We start from the raw sequence: 21,360 nt of genomic DNA on the forward strand, positions 1-21,360 counted from the left end.
CACGCGGTGCCGCCGCCGAGCCTGTCCCGTGAGGTTCCGTTCAGCATTTCGATCAGCTCCATTTTTCTGCTTTTATCGGTTTCTTCACTGCCCTTCTGGAATCAATGCTGCCTTGGTCGCGGACAATTGACTTGTCTTGCCGTCGTCAGCAAGCTGCCAGGCCATTTCCGCTTCCTGTCACACCATTTATCGGCAATTTCCGCCTAAGGTGGCGGTGCGGGCACCGACACAGCGGGAGAGATCATGCGGGCAGGGCCGTCCGGGCGGGGTAGCGAGCTCCCACGAAGTGCGGGACTCACACTGGGTGTGGGGCTCACACTGGGTGCGGGACTCACACGCAGCGCGGGACTCACGGGTGCGGGGCTCGTGCGGAGTCCGGAGCATGTGCGAACGGCGGTGGTCGTCGGCTGCGGCGTCATCGGGACCTCGGCGGCGCTCGCGCTGCGCCGCAGGGGGGTGCGGGTCAGGCTCGCCGACCGTGACCCGGGGGCGGTCGACGCCGCGGTCCTGCGCGGCGCGGGGTCGCGGCTGCGCGACGGCGCGCCGCCCGCCGACCTCGTCATCGTGGCGACGCCGCCCGGCGCGGTGCCGGCGGCCGTCCGGCAGGCGCGGGCGCGCGGCCTCGGCCGCTGGCTCACCGACGTCGCCAGCGCCAAGGGCTGGATCGCCGGACAGCTTGACGACCCCGGCTTCGTGCCCGGCCATCCGATGGCGGGCCGTGAGCTGTCGGGGCCGCAGGCCGCCCGCGCCGACCTGTTCACCGGACGGACGTGGGCGCTGTGCCCTGGCCCCGGCACCGATCCCGGGGCCGTCGCGGCGGTCCGCGAGGCAGTCGCGCTGTGCGGCGCGCGGCCCGTCGTGCTCGACGCCGCCGCGCACGACGCGATCGCCGCTGAGGTGTCGCACGCGCCGCACCTCGTGGCCGCCGCCGTCGCCGCGCGGTTCGCCGACGCGGACCCGCAGACGCTCGCCCTGACCGGCCAGGGCGTCCGCGACGCGACACGGATCGCCTCCGGGTCCCCCGCCCTGTGGCGGGACATCCTCCAGCAGAACGCCGACGCCGTCGCCGCGGTCCTCGACTCGGTCGCCGCCGATCTCGCGGCGGCGGCCGCGGCCCTGCGCGGGACGGCGACGGGCCCCGCGCTGACCGACCTCCTCGTCCGCGGCGAACACGGACGGTCACGACTTCTTGCCGCGGCCACCGAATGTGATCACGCGGCGTGAGGAACTTCTCCGAGATTGCTCAGCCGGTCAGCGCCCCGTTCGGGGCACTCTCAGAAAGGAATAATCGCGACCATGAATTTCCGGACCACGTTGCGACTGCACGGGAAGACCTCAACCGGCCTCGTGGTGCCCGAGGAGGTCGTGACCGGGCTCGGCGGCGGGAAGCGGCCCGCCGTCAACGTCACCATCAACGGCCACACCTACCCCAGCACCGTCGGCTCGATGGGCGGGGAGTTCCGCATCCCGGTGAGCGCCGAGAACCGCGCGCTGGCCGGGATCGCGGCGGGCGACGAGGTGGACGTCGAGGTCACGCTCGACACCGCGCCGCGCGAGATCGCGGTGCCCGCCGACCTCGCCGCCGCGCTCGCCGCCGAGCCCGAGGCCAAGCGCTTCTTCGACGGCCTCGCCGCGAGCCACCGCAAGGCGTTCGCGCTCGCCGTCGAGTCCGCCAAGAAGCCCGAGACGCGCGCGAAGCGCGTCGCCGACACCGTCGAGAAGCTGAAGCAGGGCAAGAACCGCTGACCCCACAGGGAGCAATGCCATGCGTTTCATCATGTTCCTCAGGACGCCCGAGAACGCCGAGATCGGCCCGCCGCCGCCCGGCCTGCTGCCCGCGATCGGCGCGCTCGGCGAGGAGGCGGCCAAGGCCGGCGCGCTGATCGACACCGCCGGGTTCGCGCCGACCTTCACCGCGGTGCGCAGCAGGGTCGTGGACGGGGAGATCACCCGCGCCGAGGGCCCGTTCGGCGAGGCCGAGGCGCTCGCCGCCTACGCGCTGTACGACGTCGCCTCCCGCGACGAGGCCGTCGAGTGGGCCGAGAAGTTCCTCGCCGTCCACCGCGACAACTGGCCGGGCTGGGAGGGCGAGGCCGAGGTCCGGCAGCTGTTCGGCCCGGCCGACGCGCCGCCCGCCTGACCGCGTCCGCGCACGCTCGAAGATGTCGCCCGACGGCCCGGCTGGGATCTTGGGGGCACCGTCACGAGCGAGGAGGCGCGTCATGGCGCACGTCGACAAGTTCTGCGCGGAGCGGACGCCCGCGCCGCACGACCTTCCCCGGCTCAGCTTCGACCTGCCGGAGTTGCGCTATCCCGAGCTGCTGAACTGCGCGGCGGTCCTCCTCGACGAGGCCGTCGCGCGTTTCGGCCCCGACCGGCGCTGCCTCGTCACCGAGGACGCCGTCCTGACCTACGGCGACCTCGACCTGCTGTCCGGCAGGATCGCCAGGGTGCTCGCCGACGACCTCGGGATCGTGCCGGGCAACCGGGTCCTGCTGCGCGGCGCGAACAGCCCGTGGCTCGTCGCGGCGTGGCTCGGCGTGCTGAAGGCCGGTGCGGTCGCCGTCACGACGATGCCGCTGCTGCGCGCGCACGAGCTCGCCGCCATCACCCAGATCGCCCGCCCGTCGGCGGCGCTGTGCGACCACCGCGCGACGGGCGAGCTCGCCGGGGTCCCCGTCGTCGCGTTCGGCGGCGACGCGCCCGACGACCTCGCCGCGCGCTGCGCGGGCAGGGAGCCGCTGCCCGCGGTGCCGACCGACGCCGCCGAGACCGCGCTGCTCGCCTTCACCTCGGGCACGACGGGCCGCCCCAAGGCGACCCTGCACTGCCACCGCGACGTGCTCGCCATCGCCGACACGTTCTCCGCGCACGTGCTCAAACCGGTCCCCGACGACCTCTTCCTCGGCACCCCGCCGATCGGGTTCACCTTCGGGCTCGGCGGCCTCGTGGTGTTCCCGCTCCGCGCGGGCGCGTCGGTCTACCTTGGCGAGCCGGGACCCGGCGCGGGACCGCTCGCCGAGACCGTCGAGAGGGTCGGCGCGACAGTGCTGTTCACCGCGCCGACCGTCTACCGCGCGCTGCTGGAACAGGGCCTCGCCGGGCGGCTGTCCGGGCTGCGCCGCGCGGTCTCGGCGGGCGAGCACCTGCCGGAACGGGTCTGGCACGCCTTCCACGAGGCGACCGGCATCCGCCTCATCGACGGGATCGGCGCGACCGAGATGCTGCACGTGTTCATCTCCGCCGCCGACGGGGACATCAGGCCGGGCGCGACGGGCCTGCCCGTCCCCGGGTACCGGGCGCGGATCGTGGACGAGGACCTGCGGGAGGTGCCCGACGGCGTCCCCGGACTGCTCGCCGTCCAGGGCCCGACCGGCTGCCGCTACCTTGACGACCCCCGCCAGCGCGCTTACGTCAGGGACGGGTGGAACCTCACGGGCGACGTCTACGTCCGCGACGCCGACGGCTACTTCTGGTACCAGGCGCGCAGCGACGACATGATCGTCTCGGCCGGGTACAACATCGCCGGTCCCGAGGTCGAGCGTGCCGTTCTCGACCATCCGGCGGTCCTCGACTGCGGCGTCGCGGGGGTGCCCGACCCGGGCCGTGGCATGATCGTCAAGGCTTTTGTGGTGTTGCGTCCCGGGGTGCCGGAGACCGCGGAGACCGCGCGCGGCATCCAGGAGTTCGTGAAGCGGTCGATCGCGCCGTACAAGTACCCGAGGGCCGTCGAGTTCCGTGCCGCGCTGCCGCGCTCGTCCAACGGCAAGCTGTTGCGCAGGGAGCTGCGCCCCGCCGCATGACGCGAGGGGGGACGGCCTGGCCGTCCCCCCTCCGCGCGGTCTCCGGTGCTCAGGCCCTCAGGAAGTCGATGAGGACCGGCCCGAGCGCCTTGGCCTTGACGATGTGGGTCTGGCCGGGCAGCGTCTCAAGCCGCGCCGACGGCAGAATCCCGGCGAGGTGCGCCATCGCGTTGCGCGACCACTCGGGGCTCTTCCCGCCGGACACCACGAGGGTCGGCAGGGTGACGTCGGCGTACCGCTCGGCGGGCAGCGGCAGGCCGCGGCCGGTGTCGCCGAGGACCGCGACGTCGTACGGCAGCGTGTGGATGAGCGACTTCATGTGCTTCCACGCGGGCATCAGCGGCATCATCGCGACGACGAAGCCGGGCACGAGCACGCCCTGGCGCATGAACAGCTTGATGGCCTGCGACGCGCGCCCCTGGGCGATCAGCGCGTCGATCTCGGCGGCGTAGTCGGGGATGGGCGGCCGGGTGCCGTCGACCACAAAAGGCGCCTCGAACAGCGCGAGCCGCGTGATGGGCAGCCCGGCACGGGCCGCCTCGAGCGCGAGCGCCGCACCCGAGGAGATGCCGTAGACGGCGGCCGACCCGCCGACCGTGTCGATGACCGCCGCCAGGTCCTCGATCTCCTTGGCGACCGAGTAGGGCGCGGTGTCCCCGCTGCCGCCCCTGCCGCGCCGGTCATAGTTCACGACGGTGAAGTGCTCGGCGAGCAGCGGCGCGAGCTCGGCGTTCGGCCCGAAGTCCCGCGTGTTGAACGCGCCCCCGACCAGAACGACGGGCGGCCCCTGGCCGACCTTTTCATAGGCGATCACTGTCCCGTCGGCGGAGACGGCGGTGGTCGAGTCGTCCTTGACGTGCATGTGTTCCTCCCGGCCGCCCCGCGTCCCGGGCCGTACTCGCCGGAACGCGACTTTGACGAGGCCCGGCTCCTCCGGGCGGCCCGCGTTCCGTGCCGTACTCGTGCGGCCTGGCGGCCTGCGGCTTGGTCGATGGATGGTTCGCCGACCATTCTGACGACGGCGCGCGGCCCGCGCTTCTCCGAAACTGCTGTGTCCCACGGCTGGCAGGAACGGGATTCGCGCCGTCAGCTACCTGAAGCGCGCGGGCCGCCCGCCGGGCGCGCTCCCCGGTGACGATGCGTTGCAGGTATCCGCACCACAGGGAGCGCCCATGTCCGAACTGCTCTGCGAGAGGGACGGCCCGCTGGCCGTCGTCCGGCTGCACCGGCCGCGCGTGCGCAACGCGCTCAGCGGCGCGCTGATGGAAACCCTCAGGGGCGCCGCGCTCGCCCTCGCGGCGGACCCCGGCGTCCGCGCGATCGTGCTGACCGGCGACGGCCCGGGGTTCTGCGCAGGATCAGACCTGAAGGAGCTCGCCGGGCTCGACCGGGAGGCGGTCGTCCGGCACGAGGAGGCCGCCGGAGCCGTCGCCAGGACGCTCCAGCGCCTCGAAGTGCCGGTCGTCGCCGCCGTCGAGGGGTTCGCGATCGGCGGCGGGTTCCTGCTGGCGACGTCCTGTGACCTCGTCGTCTCCGCGGCCGACGCCCGCTGGCACCTGCCCGAGGTCAAACTCGGCTGGGTGCCGCCGTGGGGCCTGTCCGGCCTTGTCGACAGGGTGGGCCCGGCCCGCGCCCGCACCCTCGTGTGGGGCGCGGCCCCGATCACCGGCGCTGAGGCGTGCCGGCTCGGCGTCGTTGACGAACTCGCCGGGCCCGGCGCGGCGCTGTCGCGCGCGAAGTACCACGCGGCGCGGCTCGCCCTGCTGCCCGGCCACGCCGTCGCCGCCGCCAAGACCGCCCTCGCCGCCGACGCGCGCGCCCTTGACGAGGTCTGCTCGGCGGCCTTCGCCGACGGCCTCACCCGCCAGCCCGCCCTCGCCTCGCTCGCCGGGTACGCCGCGAGGAGGGCGTGATGAGCAAGGTCACGACCGCCGCGCAGGCCGTCGGCCGCATCCGCGACGGCCAGACCGTCGGCTGCACCGGCGTCATCGGCTGGATCACCCCCGACGCGCTGCTGCGGGCGCTCGGGGAGCGGCACGCCGCGACGTCCGCCCCGCACGGCCTCACCTTCTTCTTCACCTGCGCGACAGGTGACGCGCTCGGCATCCCCGGCATGGACCACGTGGCCCGCGCGGGCCTGATGAAGCGGATCGTCTCCGGCTCCTACGTCAATCCGCGCGACCCGGCGACCGGCGAGCGGCCCGCGCTCACCGGGCTCATCCGGGCCGACCGGATCGAGGCGTACAACTGGCCGATCGGCGCGGCGATGCACTGGCTGCGGGAGGTCGCCCGCAAGGGTCCCGGCCATCTGACGCGGATCGGCCTCGGCACGCACGCCGACCCACGGCACGGCGGCGGCCGCCTCACCGACCGCGCGCGCGACGACCTCGTCGAACTCGTGGAGTTCCAGGGCCAGGAGTACCTCTACTACCCGACGTGGAACCTCGACGTCGGGCTCATCCGCGCGACGAGCGCCGACGAGGACGGGAACCTGTCGTTCGAGGGGCAGCCGCTCCTGTCGAGCTGTCTCGCGCTCGCCCTCGCCGTGAAGTCTTGCGGCGGCCGGGTCATCGCCCAGGTCGACAGGGTCGTGCCGCGCGGCTCCCGCGCGGCGGGGGAGGTCAGAATCCCCGCCCCGCTGGTGGACGACGTCGTGGTGGCCGAGGGCGAGCCCGTCGGCACGGGGGTCGGCCGCGACCCCGGCTACCTGCGTCCCGTCGCCGACCCGGCCGCGCTCGTGCCCCGGCTGCCGTCCGGAATCGACAAGGTCGTCGCCCGCAGGACCGCCGCCGAGCTGCGCGAGGGCGAGACAGCGATCTTCGGGTTCGGGAACTCCTCCGACGCGGTGCTCGCCCTCGCCGAGGACGTCCCCGACGCCGCCGACCGGTTCCTGTTCACCACCGAGCACGGCTCGTTCGGCGGGCTCGTCATGGGCGGCTGGCGGTTCTCGGCCAACTACGGGCCGACCGCGCTGCTCGACGGGCCCGCCCAGTTCGACTTCATCGACGCGGGCCTGTGCCGGTTCGCCGCGCTCGCCTTCGCCCAGTTCGACGCCGAGGGACGCGTCAACGTCACAAGGTTCGGCGAGGCCAACCCCGGCGCGGGCGGCTTCCCCCACATCGCCGACCGCGCCCGCCGCCTCGTCTTCGCCGGGACGTTCAGCACCGGAGGGCTGAAGGCCGAGTGCGGGGGCGGCGCGCTGCGGATCGTCAGGGAGGGCGACATCGCCAAGTTCGTCAGCGCCGTCGACCACACCACCTACCACGCGGGGGAGGGGGTGCGGCGCGGCCAGGAGGCCCGTGTCGTCACCGAGCGCGCGGTCTTCGACCTGACCCGCGACGGGCTCGTCCTCGTCGAGACGGCCCCCGGCGTCGACGTCCGCGCCGACATCCTCGGCCGGATGCCCTTCCCCGTGGCGGTGGCCCGCGACGTCGCGCCGATGGACCCGGCCCTCTTCCGCTAGCGCACGGCGGGAGATGTGGCCGCCGCGACGCGGGCGCGACGATGGGCGGGCAGCCGACGGGAGGAGCCGTGGTGTTCGCGGACGAGGACGGGACCGGGGCCGAGGTCTGGGCGATGGCGCAGCTCGTGACGCCGATGGCGGTTCGGGTGGCGGCGACCCTGCGGGTGGCCGACCACATCGCCGACGGCAGGGACACCGCCGACAAGCTCGGCGAGGCGGTCGGGGCCGACCCCGACGCGCTCGGCCGGCTCCTGCGCTACCTCGCCAAACGCGAGGTGTTCACCTGGGACGCCGCCACCGGCGTGTTCGGGCTCGGCAGGCTCGCCGGCCCGCTGCGCGAGGGGCACCCGACGGGCCTGCGCGGCTGGCTCGACCTCGACGGCATCGGCAAGGCCGAGACCGCCGCCGTCGAGCTGGCGCACGCCGTCCGCACCGGTGAGGCAGCCTTCACCAGGGCGTTCGGGCACGGCTTCTGGGACGACCTCGCCGCCGACCCCGCCCGTGGCGCGGCCTTCGACACCCTGCTCGGCCGCAACGTCCCGGGCCGCGCGCCCGCGATCAGCGCCGCCTACCCGTGGGGGAGCCTGGGCCGCCTCATCGACGTCGGCGGCGGCGACGGCTCCCTGCTCACCGAGCTGCTGACCGGCCACCCGACGCTGCGCGGCGTCCTGGTGGACCAGCCCGAGACGGTCAGGGCGGCGGCCGCCGCCCTCGCCAGGGCGGGCCTCGCGGAGCGCGCCGAGGTCGTCGAGGGCAGCTTCTTCGACCCGCTGCCCGCCGGAGCGCCCGGCTACCTCCTGTCGTTCGTCCTGCACAACTGGAACGACCGCGACGCCGCCCGCATCCTCGCCAACTGCGCGCAGGCCGCAGGCGCGGACGGCAGGGTGTTCGTGGTGGAGAAGGTCCGCCCGGACGGCACCGCGCACACCGGGATGGACCTGCGGATGCTCGTCTACTACGGCGGCAAGGAGCGCGGCAGGGCCGAGCTCGCCGACCTCGGCGTGCGCGCGGGGCTGCGGCTGCGCGCCGCGCACCCCGCAGGGCAGCTCACCGTCTTCGAGTTCACCGCAGCCTGACCCGGGAGGACCCGCGATGGAGACCACGGTCGCGATGAGCGCGCGGGAGGCGCTGGCCGCCCTCGTGTCGCCCGAGGGCAGGACCGACCCGTACCCGCTGTACGAGCGGCTGCGCGCGCACGGCGACCTCGTGGAGGTGAAGCCCGGCCTGTACGCGGCGGTCGGCTACGCGGCGTGCGACCGGGCGCTGCGCGACCCGAGGCTGCGCGTCCAGGACGCCGAAGGCTACGACCGCGCCGCGCCCGGCTGGCGGGCGCACTCGTCGCTGCGCGGATACGCCGACTCGATGCTGTACCGCAACGAGCCCGACCACGCGCGGATGCGCCGCCTGGTCAGCAGGGGGTTCACCGCGTCACGGGTCGCCGGGATGCGGACCGGCATCGCGGAGATGACCGACCGGCTGCTCGACGGCATGGCCGAGCTCGGCGGCGACGGATCGCCCGTCGACTTCGTCGCGGAGTTCGCCTCGCGGCTGCCGATCGCGGTGATCAGCGCGCTGCTGGGCGTCCCGGAGTCCGACCACGTCTGGTTCCGTGAGATCGCCGCCGACCTCACCCTCGCCCTCGAGGGGTTCACCTCCGACGGCCTCGCGCCCGCCGACCGCGCCATGGACGACCTCGCCGCCTACTTCGTGGAACTCATGGACCGCCGCCGCGGGTCCGACGACGTGCTGAGCACGCTCGCGCACGTCCGCGACGCCGACCGGCTGACCGGCGACGAGCTCGTCGGGAACATGATGCTGCTGCTCACCGCGGGCTTCGAGACGACCACGTTCCTCCTCGGTCACGCGCTGCTCCTGGCGTTCGAGCATCCGGAGCACGCCGCGCGGCTCCGCGCCGACGACGCGTTCGCGCCCGGGTACGTCGAGGAGGTTCTGCGTTTTGAGGCCCCGGTCCAGGCGACGAGCCGCCTCGTCGCCGAGGACAGTGAACTGTTCGGCAGGACAATTCCCGGCGGAAGCAAGATCCTGGTGATCCTTGGCGCCGGAAATCGTGACCCGAAACGTTATGCCGACCCCGGTCTGTTCGATCCCGAACGCACCGACGTGCAGCCGTTGAGTTTCGGCGCGGGCGCGCATTTCTGCCTCGGCTCGCCGCTGTCCAGGCTTGAGGCGTCGATCGCCCTCCCACGCCTGCTCCAGCGCTTCCCGGGGCTCGCCCAGGCGGGCCAGTACACCCGCAGGGAAACCTGGGTCGGCAGGGGCCTCGACACATTTCCGGTGACCATTGTCTAGACGGTCGCAAAGCACGCCGCAAAGCATTTAGAAAGATGTTCCGGGGTGCGGTGCCGCGCGATGCTTGCGGCACGCACTCCAGAAAGGTGGTCCCGATGACGGCCATCGCTGACATCCCCACAGGCAGCCAGAAGAAACGCGTACCGGTCCTCGACGGAATCCGCGGGGTCTGCGCGCTCGGCGTCCTGTTCACCCACGTCGCGTTCGCCACGTTCGTCCAGGCGTCGAACGCGTCGGAGAACAGCAGGGACATCTGGGCGATCCTCGCGGCCGGCCAGCTGTCCCTCGGGCCGTTCTTCGTCCTGTCCGGCCTGCTGCTGTACCGGCCGTTCGCGCGCAGGGCGTTCGGCGACGCGCCGCGGCCCGCCCTCGGCAAGTTCTACCTGCGCCGCGCCTCACGCATCCTCCCGGCGTTCTGGCTCGTCGTCACCGTCGACCTCGTGCTGCTCAACGCCTCGGCCATCACCGGCGTGTGGGACGTCCTGCGGCCCTACCTGCTCCTGCACATCTACGACTTCCACTACTACGCCGGCATGGACGTGCTGTGGACCGTCCCGACGGAGATCCAGTTCTACGCGCTGCTCCCCGTCCTGGCCTGGGTCATGCACCGGCTCGCCAAGGGCGTCGCCGACCCGGCAGCCAAGGCCCGCCGCATGATCGCCCCGCTCGGCGTCTTCGTCGCCGCCGAGTACGCCTGGACGATCTACATCCACGGCGCGTTCGAGATGTGGCCGTCGCAGTACTTCTACCCGCTGAGCGTGTGCAGCCTGTTCGCGATCGGCATGGCGATGGCCGTCTGGTCGGCGCAGTCCGAGGTCTCCGAGCGCCCCGCCGCGCTGCACCGCGCCGCGCTCGCCCGTCCCGGGCTGTTCTGGCTCGGCGCGCTGGCCTTCTACGCGCTCAACTGCGCGCAGCCGTTCAGCACACCGGGCACCTCGGACTGGCTGTCGCCCGAGGCCGCGGTGATCAGGCACCTGTGCATGTTCTTCTTCTCGTTCCTCATCATGGTCCCGCTCGTCGTGCCCGGCGCGACCACGGGCTACATGAAGAACGTCCTGGGCAACCCGGTCCTTGTGTTCCTCGGCAGGATCTCCTACGGCATCTACCTGTGGCACTTCACCGTCATGTACTTCCGCTTCGAGAGCGGCAGTGTGTTCGGCGAGATCGTCCCGGTGCAGATGCTCATCGGCAAGTTCGGGTTCTGGGACCTGTTCCTCACCGTCACGGCGGGGACGATCGTGCTGTCGACCCTCAGCTACTACCTGTTCGAGCAGCCGATCATCCGGTTCGTGGAGAAGCGCGTCAAGTGGCGCGGCCAGCCGCCCGTGGAGGACGCCGCGCCGCAGCGCGCCCCCGCGGGTGTGTGACCGGCACCTGTGACTCAGCCCCGGCGCGCACGCCGGGGCTGAGTCTTGCGCGAGTCTCAGGAGGCGGGCAGGAGGCGGGGGCGTGGCGCGAGCCAGGCGACGTCGGAGACGCCCGGACGCGCGTGCGGGTACTCCGCGACCTGACGCCAGCCGCGGCCGCGCAGGAAGTCGGCGACCGACGCGAGGGTCGCGCCGCCACGGTAGCGGGGGACCGCGCTGCCCTCCACGACGGCGAGGTCGATCCGGTCGAGGTCGGTGCCGTGCAGCACCTCGAGCTCCGCGCCCTGCACGTCGGCGACGAGCACGTTGCAGCCCTCCTGGACCTCGTGGACCGGGACGACGGGGGTGATGTCCCTGCGCCGCACCGCGAGCGACGCCACCGGTGCGAACAGGCTCGACTGCTGGTCGTACTCGGTGACGTGCAGGACCGCGCGGCCACGGGCGCGGCCCGCCGCGGCGCGGACCACCTCCCAGACGGGCGGGCCCGCCGCGTCGGACAGGGCGGGGCCGAGGAACGCGGTGAGCTCGTCCTCGAGGATCGAGGTGAGGTCGGGGTTGGGCTCGACCAGCACCATCCTGCCGAACCCGCACGCGGCGAGCGCGGGGATCTCCTGGCCCCGGTGCGCGCCCACCTGGACCACCCCGCGCGGCGCGACGCCGAGCGTGGACATGAGCCCGCACAGCCGCTCCTCCCACCGCACGTACTCACCGGCGTAACTGCCGAGGCGGACATCGGCGACGGGTTCGGCCGCGGCCAGGGACTCCGCTCGATCGCTCATTGCGACTCGCCTTTCTCTGGTGGTTTTCCCATATGCTGACCAGGCGGCGCGTTCCCGTGCGCGAGGCCATGCATCACATCGTTGTCAACTGCTCGTCCACCGGCATCTTCGGTGCTGCCGACAGCCATTCCTCATGTGCTTTTCGCACTTTTTCCCACAGGGTTTCGCGGCGCTGCGGGGAAATCTCTGCCAGGCGGAGGCCGAACACGTCGGCGAGCGCCTCGTACCAGGCGGCGGCGGTGGGCAGCTCCCGCGTGCTCCGGCCCGCCGCGTCGATCCTGCGCAGGACGCAGCCCATCAGCACGTCCGCGCCCGAGGCGTCGCGGCGCATGACGCACACCGCCCTGACCAGCCGGGAGTTCGGCGACGTCGCGAGGTAGGGGTGCCATGCGGCGAACTCGTCGTTGGCGGCGGGCGCGGGGCGCACGTCCATCGCGGTGATGGAGCCGCGCGGGTCGTGTTCGAGCCGCCAGCCGCCCGGCTCGACCCGCGACGGCAGCAGCGTGAACCGCAGCGGGCCGTGCTCGACGGGGCCCTGCGCGAGCCGGACCGGCTCGTACAGGCCGTCGCCGAGCCCCGCGTCGACCAGCCACGCGTCCCCGTCGAGCCGGGTGGTGAGGGTCAGGTGCGGGGCGAACCCGGCGTCCGACGGCGCGGTCGCGCCACGCCCCTGGATGCCGGCGCGGTGGCCGGTGACCTGGTACCCGAGCGCGGAGAGCAGCGCGCCGAACGCGGTGTTCAGCTGCACGCAGTAGCCGCCGCGCCCGGCGAGGACCCGGCGCACCGCCTCGCGCCGGTCCACCGAGGTCGCGACGCCCATCTGGATGTCCAGGGTCTCGTAAGGCAGCCGCTCGACGTGCGCCCGGTGCAGCGCGCGCAACGCGTCGAGCGTCGGCGCGCCGGGCGCGTCGACGCCGAGCCTGGCGAGGTAGGGGGCCACCCAGGCGGGCCTTGCGGAACGGGTCATGGGTCTCTCCCTGAGATAGCGGGACCGTGACCCCCATCGTGCGCCGGAAACGCATCGGAAAGGGCGGCCGCCGATGTCAGGAAACTGCCGCCGAGATACCAGCTTCATGCCATCGTCAGGGCGTCGGGAAATCGCTGCCGCGCTGCTTCAGCCCGGGGAACGAGGAAAGGTCGTCGACCGTCCATCCGGAAAGGTCGTATTCACTCATGAACTGATCCACGAAATCGGTGTAGGAATCTATCTGACCGCCGAACAACTGGGCCTGCAGCAGTTCGAGCCTGACGTTCTCGTGGTTGCCCGCGTAGTTGCGCTCGTACAGCTCGTGCCTGCCGCCGAACTCGGTGCCGACGGCGTCCCACAGCAGCTTCATCACCTTGACGCGCTCCTCGGCGTCCGCGCCGCCCGAGCCGCGCAGGTACTTGTCGAGGTAGCCGCGGATCTCGGGGTCGGCGAAGTCCTCGGCGCCGGAGTTGACGTAGATGAGCCCGCTCGCCACGTCCTGCTGGATGATCTCCTTGACCCTGCTGTAGCCGAGCTGCATGAACCACCGGTACGCCATGCCGTACTGGACGTTCGGCAGCACCGCGCCGCCCACCCACGGGGTCGGGTTGCGCGCGGCGGCGTCCGACAGGCCCCAGAACAGGTTCCGCCAGGCGAGCACCTCGCCCAGCCTGGTCTGCACGCCGCGGAAGTCCCTGGTCCCGGTGATCTCCAGCGCCTTCACCAGCAGCCCCGCGAGGAACTCGAGCTTGACGGCGAGCCGCGTGCAGCCGTGGAACGTGAACCGCTCGAGGAACCCCGACCTGCCGCTGAACAGCCGGATCTTCTCCATGTCGCCGTAGATGAACACGTTCTCCCAGGGGATCAGGACCTTGTCCAGGACGAGGATCGTGTCGTTCTCGTCAAGTCGCGAGGAAAGCGGGTAGTCGAACGGGCTGCCCGTCATCGCGGCCGCGGCCGTGTAGGACGGGCGGCAGATGAGCTTCATGCCGGGCGCGTCCATCGGCACCGTCGCGACGAGGGCGAACCGCTTGTCCTTGATGGGCAGGCCGTAGTGCGCGACGAAGTTGTAGTGGGTGAGGACCGAGCCCGTCGCCACGACCTTCGCGCCGCTCACCACGACCCCGGCGTCGGTCTCCCGCTCGACGTGCACGAACACGTCGGCGACCTCGTCGGCGGGCCGGTCACGGTCGACCGGGGGGTGCACGATCGCGTGGTTCCAGTACAGGACCTTCTCCTGCGACTCCCGGTACCAGCGCCGCGCGTTGTCCTGGAACGGCGCGTAGAACTCGGCGTTCGCGCCGAGCGTGCCGAGGAACGACGCCTTGTAGTCGGGGCTGCGGCCCATCCAGCCGTACCCGAGCCGCGCCCAGCCCGCGATCGCCTGCTGGTCGGCGACGAGGTCGGCGGCGTCGCGCGGGGTGGTGAAGAAGGCGTGGGTGAACCCGCCGCTGCCGGTGTCGGTCGGTTTGACAAGGCCGTCCCGCCGCTCGGGGTCGTGCAGCGCGTCGTAGAGCCGGGCGGTCATCCGCACCGGATTGTGGAAGGCGGGGTGCGCGGTGACGTCCTTCACGCGCTCCCCGTAGAGGTGGACCTCACGGCCGTCGCGGAGGCTCTCCACGTACTCCGTGCCGGTCAGCGGTCGGACGGTCGGGCCGGAATCGCTCATCGCCGTTCCCCCTCCGGGAATTCTCACCGGTGATCATCGTCCGCCCGTGAGGAAGTCCCGCGCACCTCCTGACGTGCTGAATGCGCGCGCCCCTCGCACCTCTCCGGTCTCACCTCTCCGGCAATCTCGGAGAAGTGCCCCGCCGAGCGGTCGGCGCATGCTGAGGGTCACCGCCGCGAACAGGGAGGACGCTTGTGATGGACACCGAGGCCGAATTCGACGTCATCGTCATGGGAGGCGGGCCCGGCGGCTCGGCCACCGCGGGTCTGCTCGCCAAGCGCGGCCACCGGGTGCTCGTCCTGGAGCGCGAGCGGTTCCCGCGCTACCACATCGGCGAGTCGCTGATCACCGGGACGATCCCGACCCTCGAGGAACTCGGCGTCCGCGAGCGGATGGACGAACTCGGCTTCAACCGCAAATATGGCGGCACCCTGCTGTGGGGGAGGAACCAGGGCACCTGGGACTTCAGGTTCACCGAGTCGTCGGACTACGAGTACTCCCACCAGGTGCGCCGCGCCGACTTCGACGCGATGCTGCTCGCCCGCGCCCGTGAACTCGGCGCGCGGGTGGTGGAGGAGGCGTCGGTGAAGGACGTCCTGATGGACGGCGACAGGGTGACCGGCGTCGTCTACACGCTGCGCGGCGAGGGCGCCGAGCACACCGCGCGCTGCCGGACCCTCGTGGACGCGACGGGCCAGCAGCACCTGCTGGCGCGCAGGTTCGACCTCATCGAGTGGCACGAGGACCTGCGCAACATCGCCGTGTGGACCTACTGGGCGGACTGCAAGAAGTACCGGGGGACCCGCGCCGGCGACACCGTCACCGAGAACCGCCCGAACGGCTGGTTCTGGTACATCCCGCTGGCGGACGGCACGGTGAGCGTCGGCTACGTCACCCCGATCGAGGAGTTCCGCGCGAGCGGCCTGAGCCTTGAGGAGCTGTACGCGCGGGAGCTCGGCGAGGCCGTCGAGGTGCGGGCGCTGACCGAGGGCGCGACCCGCGCCGCGGCGTTCCGCAGCATCAAGGACTGGTCCTACACGTGCCGCAGCTTCCAGGGTCCCGGCTGGGCGCTGGTCGGCGACGCGGCGGCGTTCATCGACCCGCTGCTGTCCACCGGCGTCACCCTCGCCATGCGCGGCGCGCAGGGGCTCGCGGAGTCGCTTGACGCGGTGCTGCGGGACCCGTCGACGGAGGCCGCGACGATGGCCGCGTACGAGCGCGACTACCGCGAGTTCCTCGGGTCGCTGCTGGAGTTCGTCAGGTTCTTCTACGACCGGACCCGGAACAAGGAGGACTACTGGGACAAGGCGCAGGAGACGATCGACCCGCACCGGCTGCGCCCGCGCCGGATCGACTTCGCGACGATGCTCTCCGGCCTGACCGCCATCAACGACGTCTTCGACGGCCCCACCGCGCCTTCCGCAGACCTGGCTGAGCCCGCCGACCTGCCCAAGGCCGCTGACCTGCCCGAGGGCGCCGACCTGCGCGAGCCCGCCGGCCTGGCTGAGCCCGCCGACCTGCCCGAGCCCGTCGACCTGCCCAAGGCCGCTGACCTGCCCAAGGGCGCCGACCTGGCTGAGCCCGCGGAGCCGACTGAGCCCGCCGGGCTGGGCGGGCCCGTCGACCTGCGCGAGCCCGCTGAGTTCCCTGAGCCCGCTGGGCTCTGACGGGGGCGGGCCGTGCGCGTCACCAGCGGACGGTGTCGAAGGGGAGGATCTGGCGGGGCGGCGGAGGGGCCGTCCCGCGCGTCCGCCATTCGGCCGGGTAGCCGATCGAGACCTCCTCGAAGCGGACGCCGTCGTGCCATGTCGTGCGGGGGATGTGCAGGTGCCCGTAGACGACGGCCGCCGCGTTGAACCTGACGTGCCAGTCGGCGGTCGCGCGGGTGCCGCACCACTGCGCGAACTCCGGGTGCCTGAGCACCTGGGTGGGGTCGCGGACCAGGGGGAAGTGGTTGACCAGCACGACGGGCTCGGCGGCGAGCGCGGCGAGCCTGCGCTCGGTCTCGGCGACGCGGGCCCGGCACCAGGCGTCCCGGGTCGGGTGCGGGTCGGGGTGGAGCAGGAACTCGTCGGTGCACACGATCCCCGCCGCGTAGGCCGCGGCGAGGCTCTCGTCCTTCGTCCTGGTGCCCGGCGCGCGGAACGTGTAGTCGTACAGCAGGAACAGCGGCGCGATCCGGACTGGCCCGCCGGGGCCGTCCCACAGCGGGTAGGGGTCCTCGGGCGTCACGACGCCGAGCGAGCGGCACATCTCCACCAGGTACCGGTACCGGCGCTCTCCGCGCAGCCGGACGGGATCGTGCTTCGCCGTCCACAGTTCGTGGTTGCCGGGGGCCCACAGGACGCGGGCGAAGCGGCGGCTCAGGGCGGCGAGCGCCCAGCGCACGTCATCGAACACCTCCGCGGTGTCCCCGGCGACGATCAGCCAGTCGCCGTCGCCTTCCGGGCGAATCCGTTCGACGAACTCGCGGTTCTCCCGCATCGCGACATGGAGGTCGGAGACGGCGAGCAGTTTCGGCGCCATCGCTCCATCGTCGGGACGGCCCGGCGCGCGCGCTTCTCCCGTGGTGCGGATTTCCGGCCTGCGGTCCTGCTTCCAGAATGCGCACCCCGGCGAACCGCACTTAAGCGGACATCAGATGAAAAACCACCCGACTATCGTGAAGATGTCTGTCCATTTTGTCCATTCCTACCGAGGTGAAACAGGGGGCTGTGATGGAAGAGCCGGACGAGTTCGACGGCACGGCGTGGGACTGCCTTTCCTACGGTCCGGTCCGGGACGCCGGGCGGCTCGACGAGATCACCGGGGAGCACGTGCGCGGTGGCGTCGCCGAGGAAGGCCAGGTCTAGTCTTGATCTGTTCAGCCCGCGGGAGGTGGAACCGGATGGACATGTCCGTGATCGGGATCTCGGTCGAGGAGGAGGAGGTCTACCGGTTCTTCCTCCGCCACCCCGGTGAGGGGATCGGCACCGTGCGCCAGGCGCTCGGCTGGGACCCCGACGCGATCGAGGCGGCCGTCGAGGCGCTCGGCAGGCTCGCGCTGCTGGAGATCTCCGACCGGCACCGCATCGCCGTCACCGAGCCGAGGATCGGCGTCGAGCGGTTGATCGAACGCCGTCTGCACGACCTTAACGGGCAGATCCGCCAGGTCCTGGCCGCCCGCGACGCGATCTCCTCCCTGGTGGAGGACCAGCGGCAGGGCGAGGCGAAGGAGCCCACGCTCGACATCGAGCGCATCAACGGCCTCGACCGGGTCCGCCTGCGCCTTGACGACCTCGCGTTCTTCTCCTACCGGGAGACCCTCGCCGTCCATCCGGGCGGGCCGCTGTCGCGCGCCGCGATCGACAAGGCGCTGCCGCTGGACACCAGGTCGCTGCGCCGCGGCCTCGTGCTGCGCTGCGTCTACCATCCGGGGGCGCTCGAGGACGCGCCGATGGCGGCGTACGTACGGGAGATCTCCGGGCTCGGCGCGGAGATCAGGGTGACGTCGGAACCGCTCGACCGCATGGTCATCTTCGACCGGGGCGCGGCGGTCGTCCCGGTCAACCCGCGCGACTCCAAGCAGGGCGCGCTGCTGGTGCGCGAACCCGGGCTCGTCGCCCAGATGGTCGCCTACTTCGACACCATCTGGCAGTCCGCCGACGTGCTCGACGCGGGCCCCGGCGACGGCGGGCCGCTGCTGTCGGACATGGACCGCAAGGTGCTCGCGGCACTGTGCGACGCCGACAAGGACGAGATCGCCGCCCGCGACCTCAACGTCTCGGTCCGCACCTACCGCAGGTACGTCGCCGACCTGATGACCCGGCTCGGTGCCGTCAACCGCTTCCAGGCCGCGCTCCGCGCCCGCGAGGCCAACTGGATCTAGTGGATCTAGCCCATGGCCTGATCCGCCTCGGGGCGGGGAGTCAGGTGGTCGACGCGCGGGAGACCTCGAGGGAGGCTTCCCGCGCGACGTCGTCAAGGAGGGCGGCGAGGTCGTCGGGGGCCGAGATCATCGGCCAGTGGCCGGCGTCGAGGGTGCGGAAGGACCAGGTGGGCTCGGCGCGCAGCGGTTCAACGTCGGCGGCGAGCGCGTCGTCGAAGTGGTCGCCGGAGCAGACCACGTAGACGGCCTTCTGCCTTGCCGCGGGGCGGCTGAGCGTCACGGGTTCGCACAGCGGCCGGCCCGGGTGGTCCACCGAGTGCCGGACGAGCCAGTCGGCCTGCTTGGGCGTGATCCCCTGCCCGTCGGCGATCACGCTGCTGTCCGGAACGGGCCAGCGGCCGCCGCTCTCGTCGATCAGCCGCCGTTCCTCCTCCCCGAGCGGGGCGGGGAAGGCGTCCAGGACGGCCTGGCCCGCGCGCGGCACGAACGCCTCAAGGTAGACGACCCGCGCGACACGTTCCGGAATGCGGTCGGCGGCCACTCCGCCGACCACGCCGGAAAGGCTGTGCGCCACGATGATCGCGTCGCGCACATCGTTTTCCTCGACGGCCCTCAGGATGTCATTGATATGCGTCCGCAGGCCGATCGAACTGACATCGGCGGCCGCGTCGGCGGCGAGTCCGGTCAACGTTATGGGATATGCCCTATGCCCCATTTCGTGCAGCCGCCGGACCACGCTTTCCCAGATCCAAGCCCCCTGCCATGGCCCGGGAATCATGATGAAGTTCATTTGTTCGCCCACCTTCTACTTTATCGTAGCGTGTGCATTAGGCGCGATGGGAGAGGGGCGGGGGGAGCCGTTACGCGGGCGTCCGCCGCCGCGTAGGCGCGGCCCTCCACCGGGACGTCACGGCCGCCCGCGCCGAGGATCGCGACGACGCCCGCGTAGCCGGGGCCGGGGTCGAGCGGGAACAGCCCCACCGACGCCGGGGCGAGGTCAAGGGGCCAGCGCAGCAGCGCGGGGGGCGCGTCGGGCCCGGTCACCTCCACCTGGTCGGGCGGGATGCGCAGGCCGTGCCCGGTCGCCTTGAGCACCGCCTCCTTGCGCACCCACATGGCGACATATGCCGCGTCCTTCCCCTCGGGAGGGACGCCGCGCAGTATGGTCCGCTCGGCCGGGGTCAGCGCGAGCTCGGGCATCGCCGCCGCGCCCGGCACGATCTGCTCGACGTCCACGCCGACCGGGCCCAGCGCGCTGAGCGCGACGGCCACCCGGTCGCCGGCGTGCGAGACCGACACCTCGAGGACCGGCCCGTCGGTGACGATCCTCGGCTTGCCGTGTTGCGCGCCGCATCCCTGGCAGGTCCGGTCGACGACCACCTCGCCGGGCGTGACGCCGAGCTCGGCGGCGGCAGCGGCGCGCAGCAGCCCGCACGCGGTCACGAAGCGCCGCCGGTCGGCCTCGCGGTGGTAGCCCATCGCGCGCTCGACCTCCGCCGCCGACATGTGCGCGACGGCCTCGGCGTGCGCCGGCTCACGCGGATCCGCCCACCGAATCGTGCAACCAGAACCGGTGGAAATGTGTCCGCTCATCGCCTTCCCCTCTCCCATGCCGCGTCGGGCACGAATCTGCTTCCGGCGGGCTCCCAATCGCCGACACTCGGATCGGCGATGGCCCGGGAGATCTCCCGGCGTATCGCGCGTGCGGTGGCCGACGCGTCGAGCCGGACCTCGATAATGACGTCGCCGGATTCACGGCGCAGCCCCGTCCGCCAATGCCGCGGCAGCATCGCCAGAATCCGAATCCCGTCGACGGGTGAGTTGTTCGGATCGGGCGGCACCCGCCGCAAAGTGACTTCCATGAACATCCGGTTATTCCCGTCCAATGCCCTTGGCCGCTCGCACATTTCCATCGTGTGCTTCCCAGGGCCGCCGCGGGGGCCGGGACGGCGGCAGGAAGCTGACGCGGCCCCGCACCTTGCTGCCACCCGGGGGAGATGCGCCGGCCGGGTGCCGCATCACGAAAGAAGCAACCCGCGACGCGCGAATTGACCATGGGCAGCAGGTCGCCCCGCACCTGACCCCCTGGAGGCACACCATGCCGAGTCCGTTCGGCTCGCTGCTGAGGCTCGCCCTGACCCCGTCCTTCGCGCGCATCGGTTTCGCGGCGCGCGGCTTCCCCTCGGCGGGGACCCCCGCCGCTGCGGCGCTCGAGGAGATCCCGCAGTCGGTGATCGCCGGTTTCGAGTGGGGGATCGACACCCGCGAGCAGTGGGAGCTGGAACGCAGGCTCTCCCTCGTCGCCCCCGAACTGCGCGGCTTCGCCTACGAGGGCGCGACGATGGCGTGCACCGTGCGCGACGCCATGCCGGGCCGCGGCGGCCGCACCCGCGCGCTGCTGCGCGGCCCCGGCGCGCCGCACATCTTCCTCGCCTACATCGGCATCGGGTTCGCGATGGCCAGGCTGCCGCGCCCGCTGTGGAAGAACGTCATGCCCGACCTGTCGGGCTCGCCCTACTACCCGGCGATGACCTGGCTCGCCGTCGACGGCTACGGCTTCGACCGCGCCTACTTCGAGACGAGGACCTGGGTCGACGAGCAGAAGGTCCCCGCCCCCTACGCCTGGGAGGGCGACGCCGACTACTTCCCGCGCGCCGTCGACCAGGGCATCGGCCGCGCGCTGTGGTTCATCCACGGCGCGCGGCCCCGCGCTGTCGCCGACGCGATCGGCGCGTTCGCCGAGCACCGCCGCGCCGACCTGTGGAGCGGCGCGGGCCTCGCCGCGACCTTCGCGGGCGGCTGCGCGCCGCGCGACCTCGCCGCGTTCCGCGCCGTCGCCGACGGCTTGGGCCACGGTCCCCAGGTCGCCCAGGGTGCGGTGTTCGCCGCGCGCGCCCGCGCCTTCTCCGGCCATGTCGCGCCGCACTCGGCCGAGGCGCTCGAGGCGCTCACCGGCCTGACCGTCGAGCGCGCGGTCGCGCTCGCCGACGGCGCGGCGGTCGACCCGGCCGAGTCCCATGCCGTGCCCGCCTACGAGATCTGGCGGGGCAGGGTCCGCGCCCACTTCACGGAGGTGCCGATCGGGTAGCCGCCAGCAGTGCCCCGCGTCCCCCAGCCGCCCCCTCAGCCGCCAC

Annotated in this window: 21 protein-coding genes; 13 read left to right on the forward strand and 8 right to left on the reverse strand. The window is 72.4% G+C overall.

The window, feature by feature from the left end; genetic code table 11:
* The first annotated feature begins 384 nt into the window (after nt 1–384).
* From R9X44_RS17475 to R9X44_RS17490, 4 genes are all read left to right on the forward strand, one after another.
* A complete protein-coding gene (locus R9X44_RS17475) occupies nt 385–1,224 on the forward strand; it encodes a prephenate dehydrogenase (RefSeq protein ID WP_319815242.1) in 840 nt (279 codons plus the stop codon).
* Nucleotides 1,225–1,296: 72 nt separating this feature from the next.
* On the forward strand, nt 1,297–1,746 hold the full coding sequence (locus R9X44_RS17480) for a YdeI/OmpD-associated family protein (protein ID WP_319815243.1): 450 nt from the start codon (nt 1,297–1,299) through the stop codon (nt 1,744–1,746).
* Nucleotides 1,747–1,765: 19 nt separating this feature from the next.
* Complete coding sequence (locus tag R9X44_RS17485; protein WP_319815244.1) at nt 1,766–2,140, forward strand: YciI family protein; 375 nt, start codon at nt 1,766–1,768, stop codon at nt 2,138–2,140.
* Nucleotides 2,141–2,222: 82 nt separating this feature from the next.
* Nucleotides 2,223–3,803: an AMP-binding protein gene (locus R9X44_RS17490; RefSeq protein ID WP_319815245.1), complete on the forward strand. Its 1,581-nt coding sequence runs from the start codon at nt 2,223–2,225 to the stop codon at nt 3,801–3,803.
* Between the two features lie 49 nt (nt 3,804–3,852).
* Here R9X44_RS17490 and R9X44_RS17495 read toward each other — a convergent pair whose 3' ends face one another.
* Nucleotides 3,853–4,665 (reverse strand): alpha/beta fold hydrolase, encoded by an 813-nt coding sequence (locus tag R9X44_RS17495; protein ID WP_319815246.1) that lies wholly within the window; start codon nt 4,663–4,665, stop codon nt 3,853–3,855.
* A 310-nt stretch (nt 4,666–4,975) separates the two neighbouring features.
* Here R9X44_RS17495 and R9X44_RS17500 point away from each other — a divergent pair, with 310 nt between their 5' ends.
* The 5 genes from R9X44_RS17500 (at nt 4,976) to R9X44_RS17520 (ending at nt 10,943) form a co-directional block, all read left to right on the forward strand.
* Entirely contained in the window at nt 4,976–5,716 is a 741-nt protein-coding gene (locus tag R9X44_RS17500; RefSeq protein ID WP_319815247.1) for an enoyl-CoA hydratase/isomerase family protein, read from the forward strand.
* On the forward strand, nt 5,716–7,266 hold the full coding sequence (locus tag R9X44_RS17505; protein WP_319815248.1) for a CoA-transferase: 1,551 nt from the start codon (nt 5,716–5,718) through the stop codon (nt 7,264–7,266). The genes R9X44_RS17500 and R9X44_RS17505 overlap by 1 nt, the downstream gene beginning before the upstream one ends.
* Nucleotides 7,267–7,337: 71 nt before the next feature.
* Complete coding sequence (locus R9X44_RS17510) at nt 7,338–8,342, forward strand: methyltransferase (RefSeq protein WP_319815249.1); 1,005 nt, start codon at nt 7,338–7,340, stop codon at nt 8,340–8,342.
* A 16-nt stretch (nt 8,343–8,358) separates the two neighbouring features.
* On the forward strand, nt 8,359–9,576 hold the full coding sequence (locus R9X44_RS17515) for a cytochrome P450 (RefSeq protein ID WP_319815250.1): 1,218 nt from the start codon (nt 8,359–8,361) through the stop codon (nt 9,574–9,576).
* 95 nt (nt 9,577–9,671) lie between these two features.
* Nucleotides 9,672–10,943, forward strand: coding sequence for an acyltransferase (locus R9X44_RS17520; protein WP_319815251.1), 1,272 nt, complete (start codon nt 9,672–9,674; stop codon nt 10,941–10,943).
* Nucleotides 10,944–10,999: 56 nt separating this feature from the next.
* Here the strand turns inward: R9X44_RS17520 and R9X44_RS17525 are convergent, their stop codons facing one another.
* From R9X44_RS17525 to R9X44_RS17535, 3 genes are all read right to left on the reverse strand, one after another.
* A complete protein-coding gene (locus tag R9X44_RS17525) occupies nt 11,000–11,722 on the reverse strand; it encodes an FkbM family methyltransferase (protein WP_319815252.1) in 723 nt (240 codons plus the stop codon).
* A gap of 73 nt (nt 11,723–11,795) precedes the next feature.
* On the reverse strand, nt 11,796–12,689 hold the full coding sequence (locus tag R9X44_RS17530; protein ID WP_319815253.1) for an arylamine N-acetyltransferase family protein: 894 nt from the start codon (nt 12,687–12,689) through the stop codon (nt 11,796–11,798).
* A gap of 115 nt (nt 12,690–12,804) precedes the next feature.
* Complete coding sequence (locus R9X44_RS17535; RefSeq protein WP_319815254.1) at nt 12,805–14,358, reverse strand: 4-hydroxyphenylacetate 3-hydroxylase N-terminal domain-containing protein; 1,554 nt, start codon at nt 14,356–14,358, stop codon at nt 12,805–12,807.
* Nucleotides 14,359–14,555: 197 nt separating this feature from the next.
* Between R9X44_RS17535 and R9X44_RS17540 the strand changes: the two genes are divergently transcribed.
* Nucleotides 14,556–16,025 (forward strand): NAD(P)/FAD-dependent oxidoreductase, encoded by a 1,470-nt coding sequence (locus R9X44_RS17540; protein WP_319815354.1) that lies wholly within the window; start codon nt 14,556–14,558, stop codon nt 16,023–16,025.
* A gap of 19 nt (nt 16,026–16,044) precedes the next feature.
* Here the strand turns inward: R9X44_RS17540 and R9X44_RS17545 are convergent, their stop codons facing one another.
* Nucleotides 16,045–16,884 carry a metallophosphoesterase gene (locus tag R9X44_RS17545; RefSeq protein ID WP_319815255.1) on the reverse strand — a complete coding sequence of 280 codons (840 nt, stop codon included), beginning with the start codon at nt 16,882–16,884 and terminating at the stop codon, nt 16,045–16,047.
* A 191-nt stretch (nt 16,885–17,075) separates the two neighbouring features.
* Between R9X44_RS17545 and R9X44_RS17550 the strand changes: the two genes are divergently transcribed.
* Nucleotides 17,076–17,210, forward strand: a complete 135-nt coding sequence (locus R9X44_RS17550; protein WP_319815256.1) for a hypothetical protein — start codon at nt 17,076–17,078, stop codon at nt 17,208–17,210.
* A 35-nt stretch (nt 17,211–17,245) separates the two neighbouring features.
* Nucleotides 17,246–18,226, forward strand: coding sequence for a hypothetical protein (locus R9X44_RS17555; RefSeq protein WP_319815257.1), 981 nt, complete (start codon nt 17,246–17,248; stop codon nt 18,224–18,226).
* Between the two features lie 40 nt (nt 18,227–18,266).
* On the opposite strand, the gene R9X44_RS17560 is transcribed toward R9X44_RS17555, so the two are convergent.
* Genes R9X44_RS17560 through R9X44_RS17570 form a run of 3 tightly spaced genes read right to left on the reverse strand, consistent with a single transcriptional unit; the run spans nt 18,267 to nt 20,094 of the window.
* The gene (locus tag R9X44_RS17560) at nt 18,267–19,016 is read right to left on the reverse strand and encodes an alpha/beta hydrolase (protein WP_319815258.1); all 750 of its coding nucleotides are present in this window, start codon (nt 19,014–19,016) and stop codon (nt 18,267–18,269) included.
* Between the two features lie 20 nt (nt 19,017–19,036).
* Complete coding sequence (locus R9X44_RS17565; RefSeq protein ID WP_319815259.1) at nt 19,037–19,819, reverse strand: 4'-phosphopantetheinyl transferase family protein; 783 nt, start codon at nt 19,817–19,819, stop codon at nt 19,037–19,039.
* Nucleotides 19,816–20,094 (reverse strand): hypothetical protein, encoded by a 279-nt coding sequence (locus tag R9X44_RS17570; protein WP_319815260.1) that lies wholly within the window; start codon nt 20,092–20,094, stop codon nt 19,816–19,818. The genes R9X44_RS17565 and R9X44_RS17570 overlap by 4 nt, the downstream gene beginning before the upstream one ends.
* A 230-nt stretch (nt 20,095–20,324) precedes the next feature.
* Here R9X44_RS17570 and R9X44_RS17575 point away from each other — a divergent pair, with 230 nt between their 5' ends.
* Nucleotides 20,325–21,314, forward strand: a complete 990-nt coding sequence (locus R9X44_RS17575) for a DUF1702 family protein (RefSeq protein ID WP_319815261.1) — start codon at nt 20,325–20,327, stop codon at nt 21,312–21,314.
* Nucleotides 21,315–21,360: the final 46 nt, after the last annotated feature.

Origin of the sequence: Actinocorallia sp. A-T 12471, from assembly GCF_033875155.1 — a bacterium.
Classification (GTDB): Bacteria; Actinomycetota; Actinomycetes; order Streptosporangiales; family Streptosporangiaceae; genus Actinocorallia.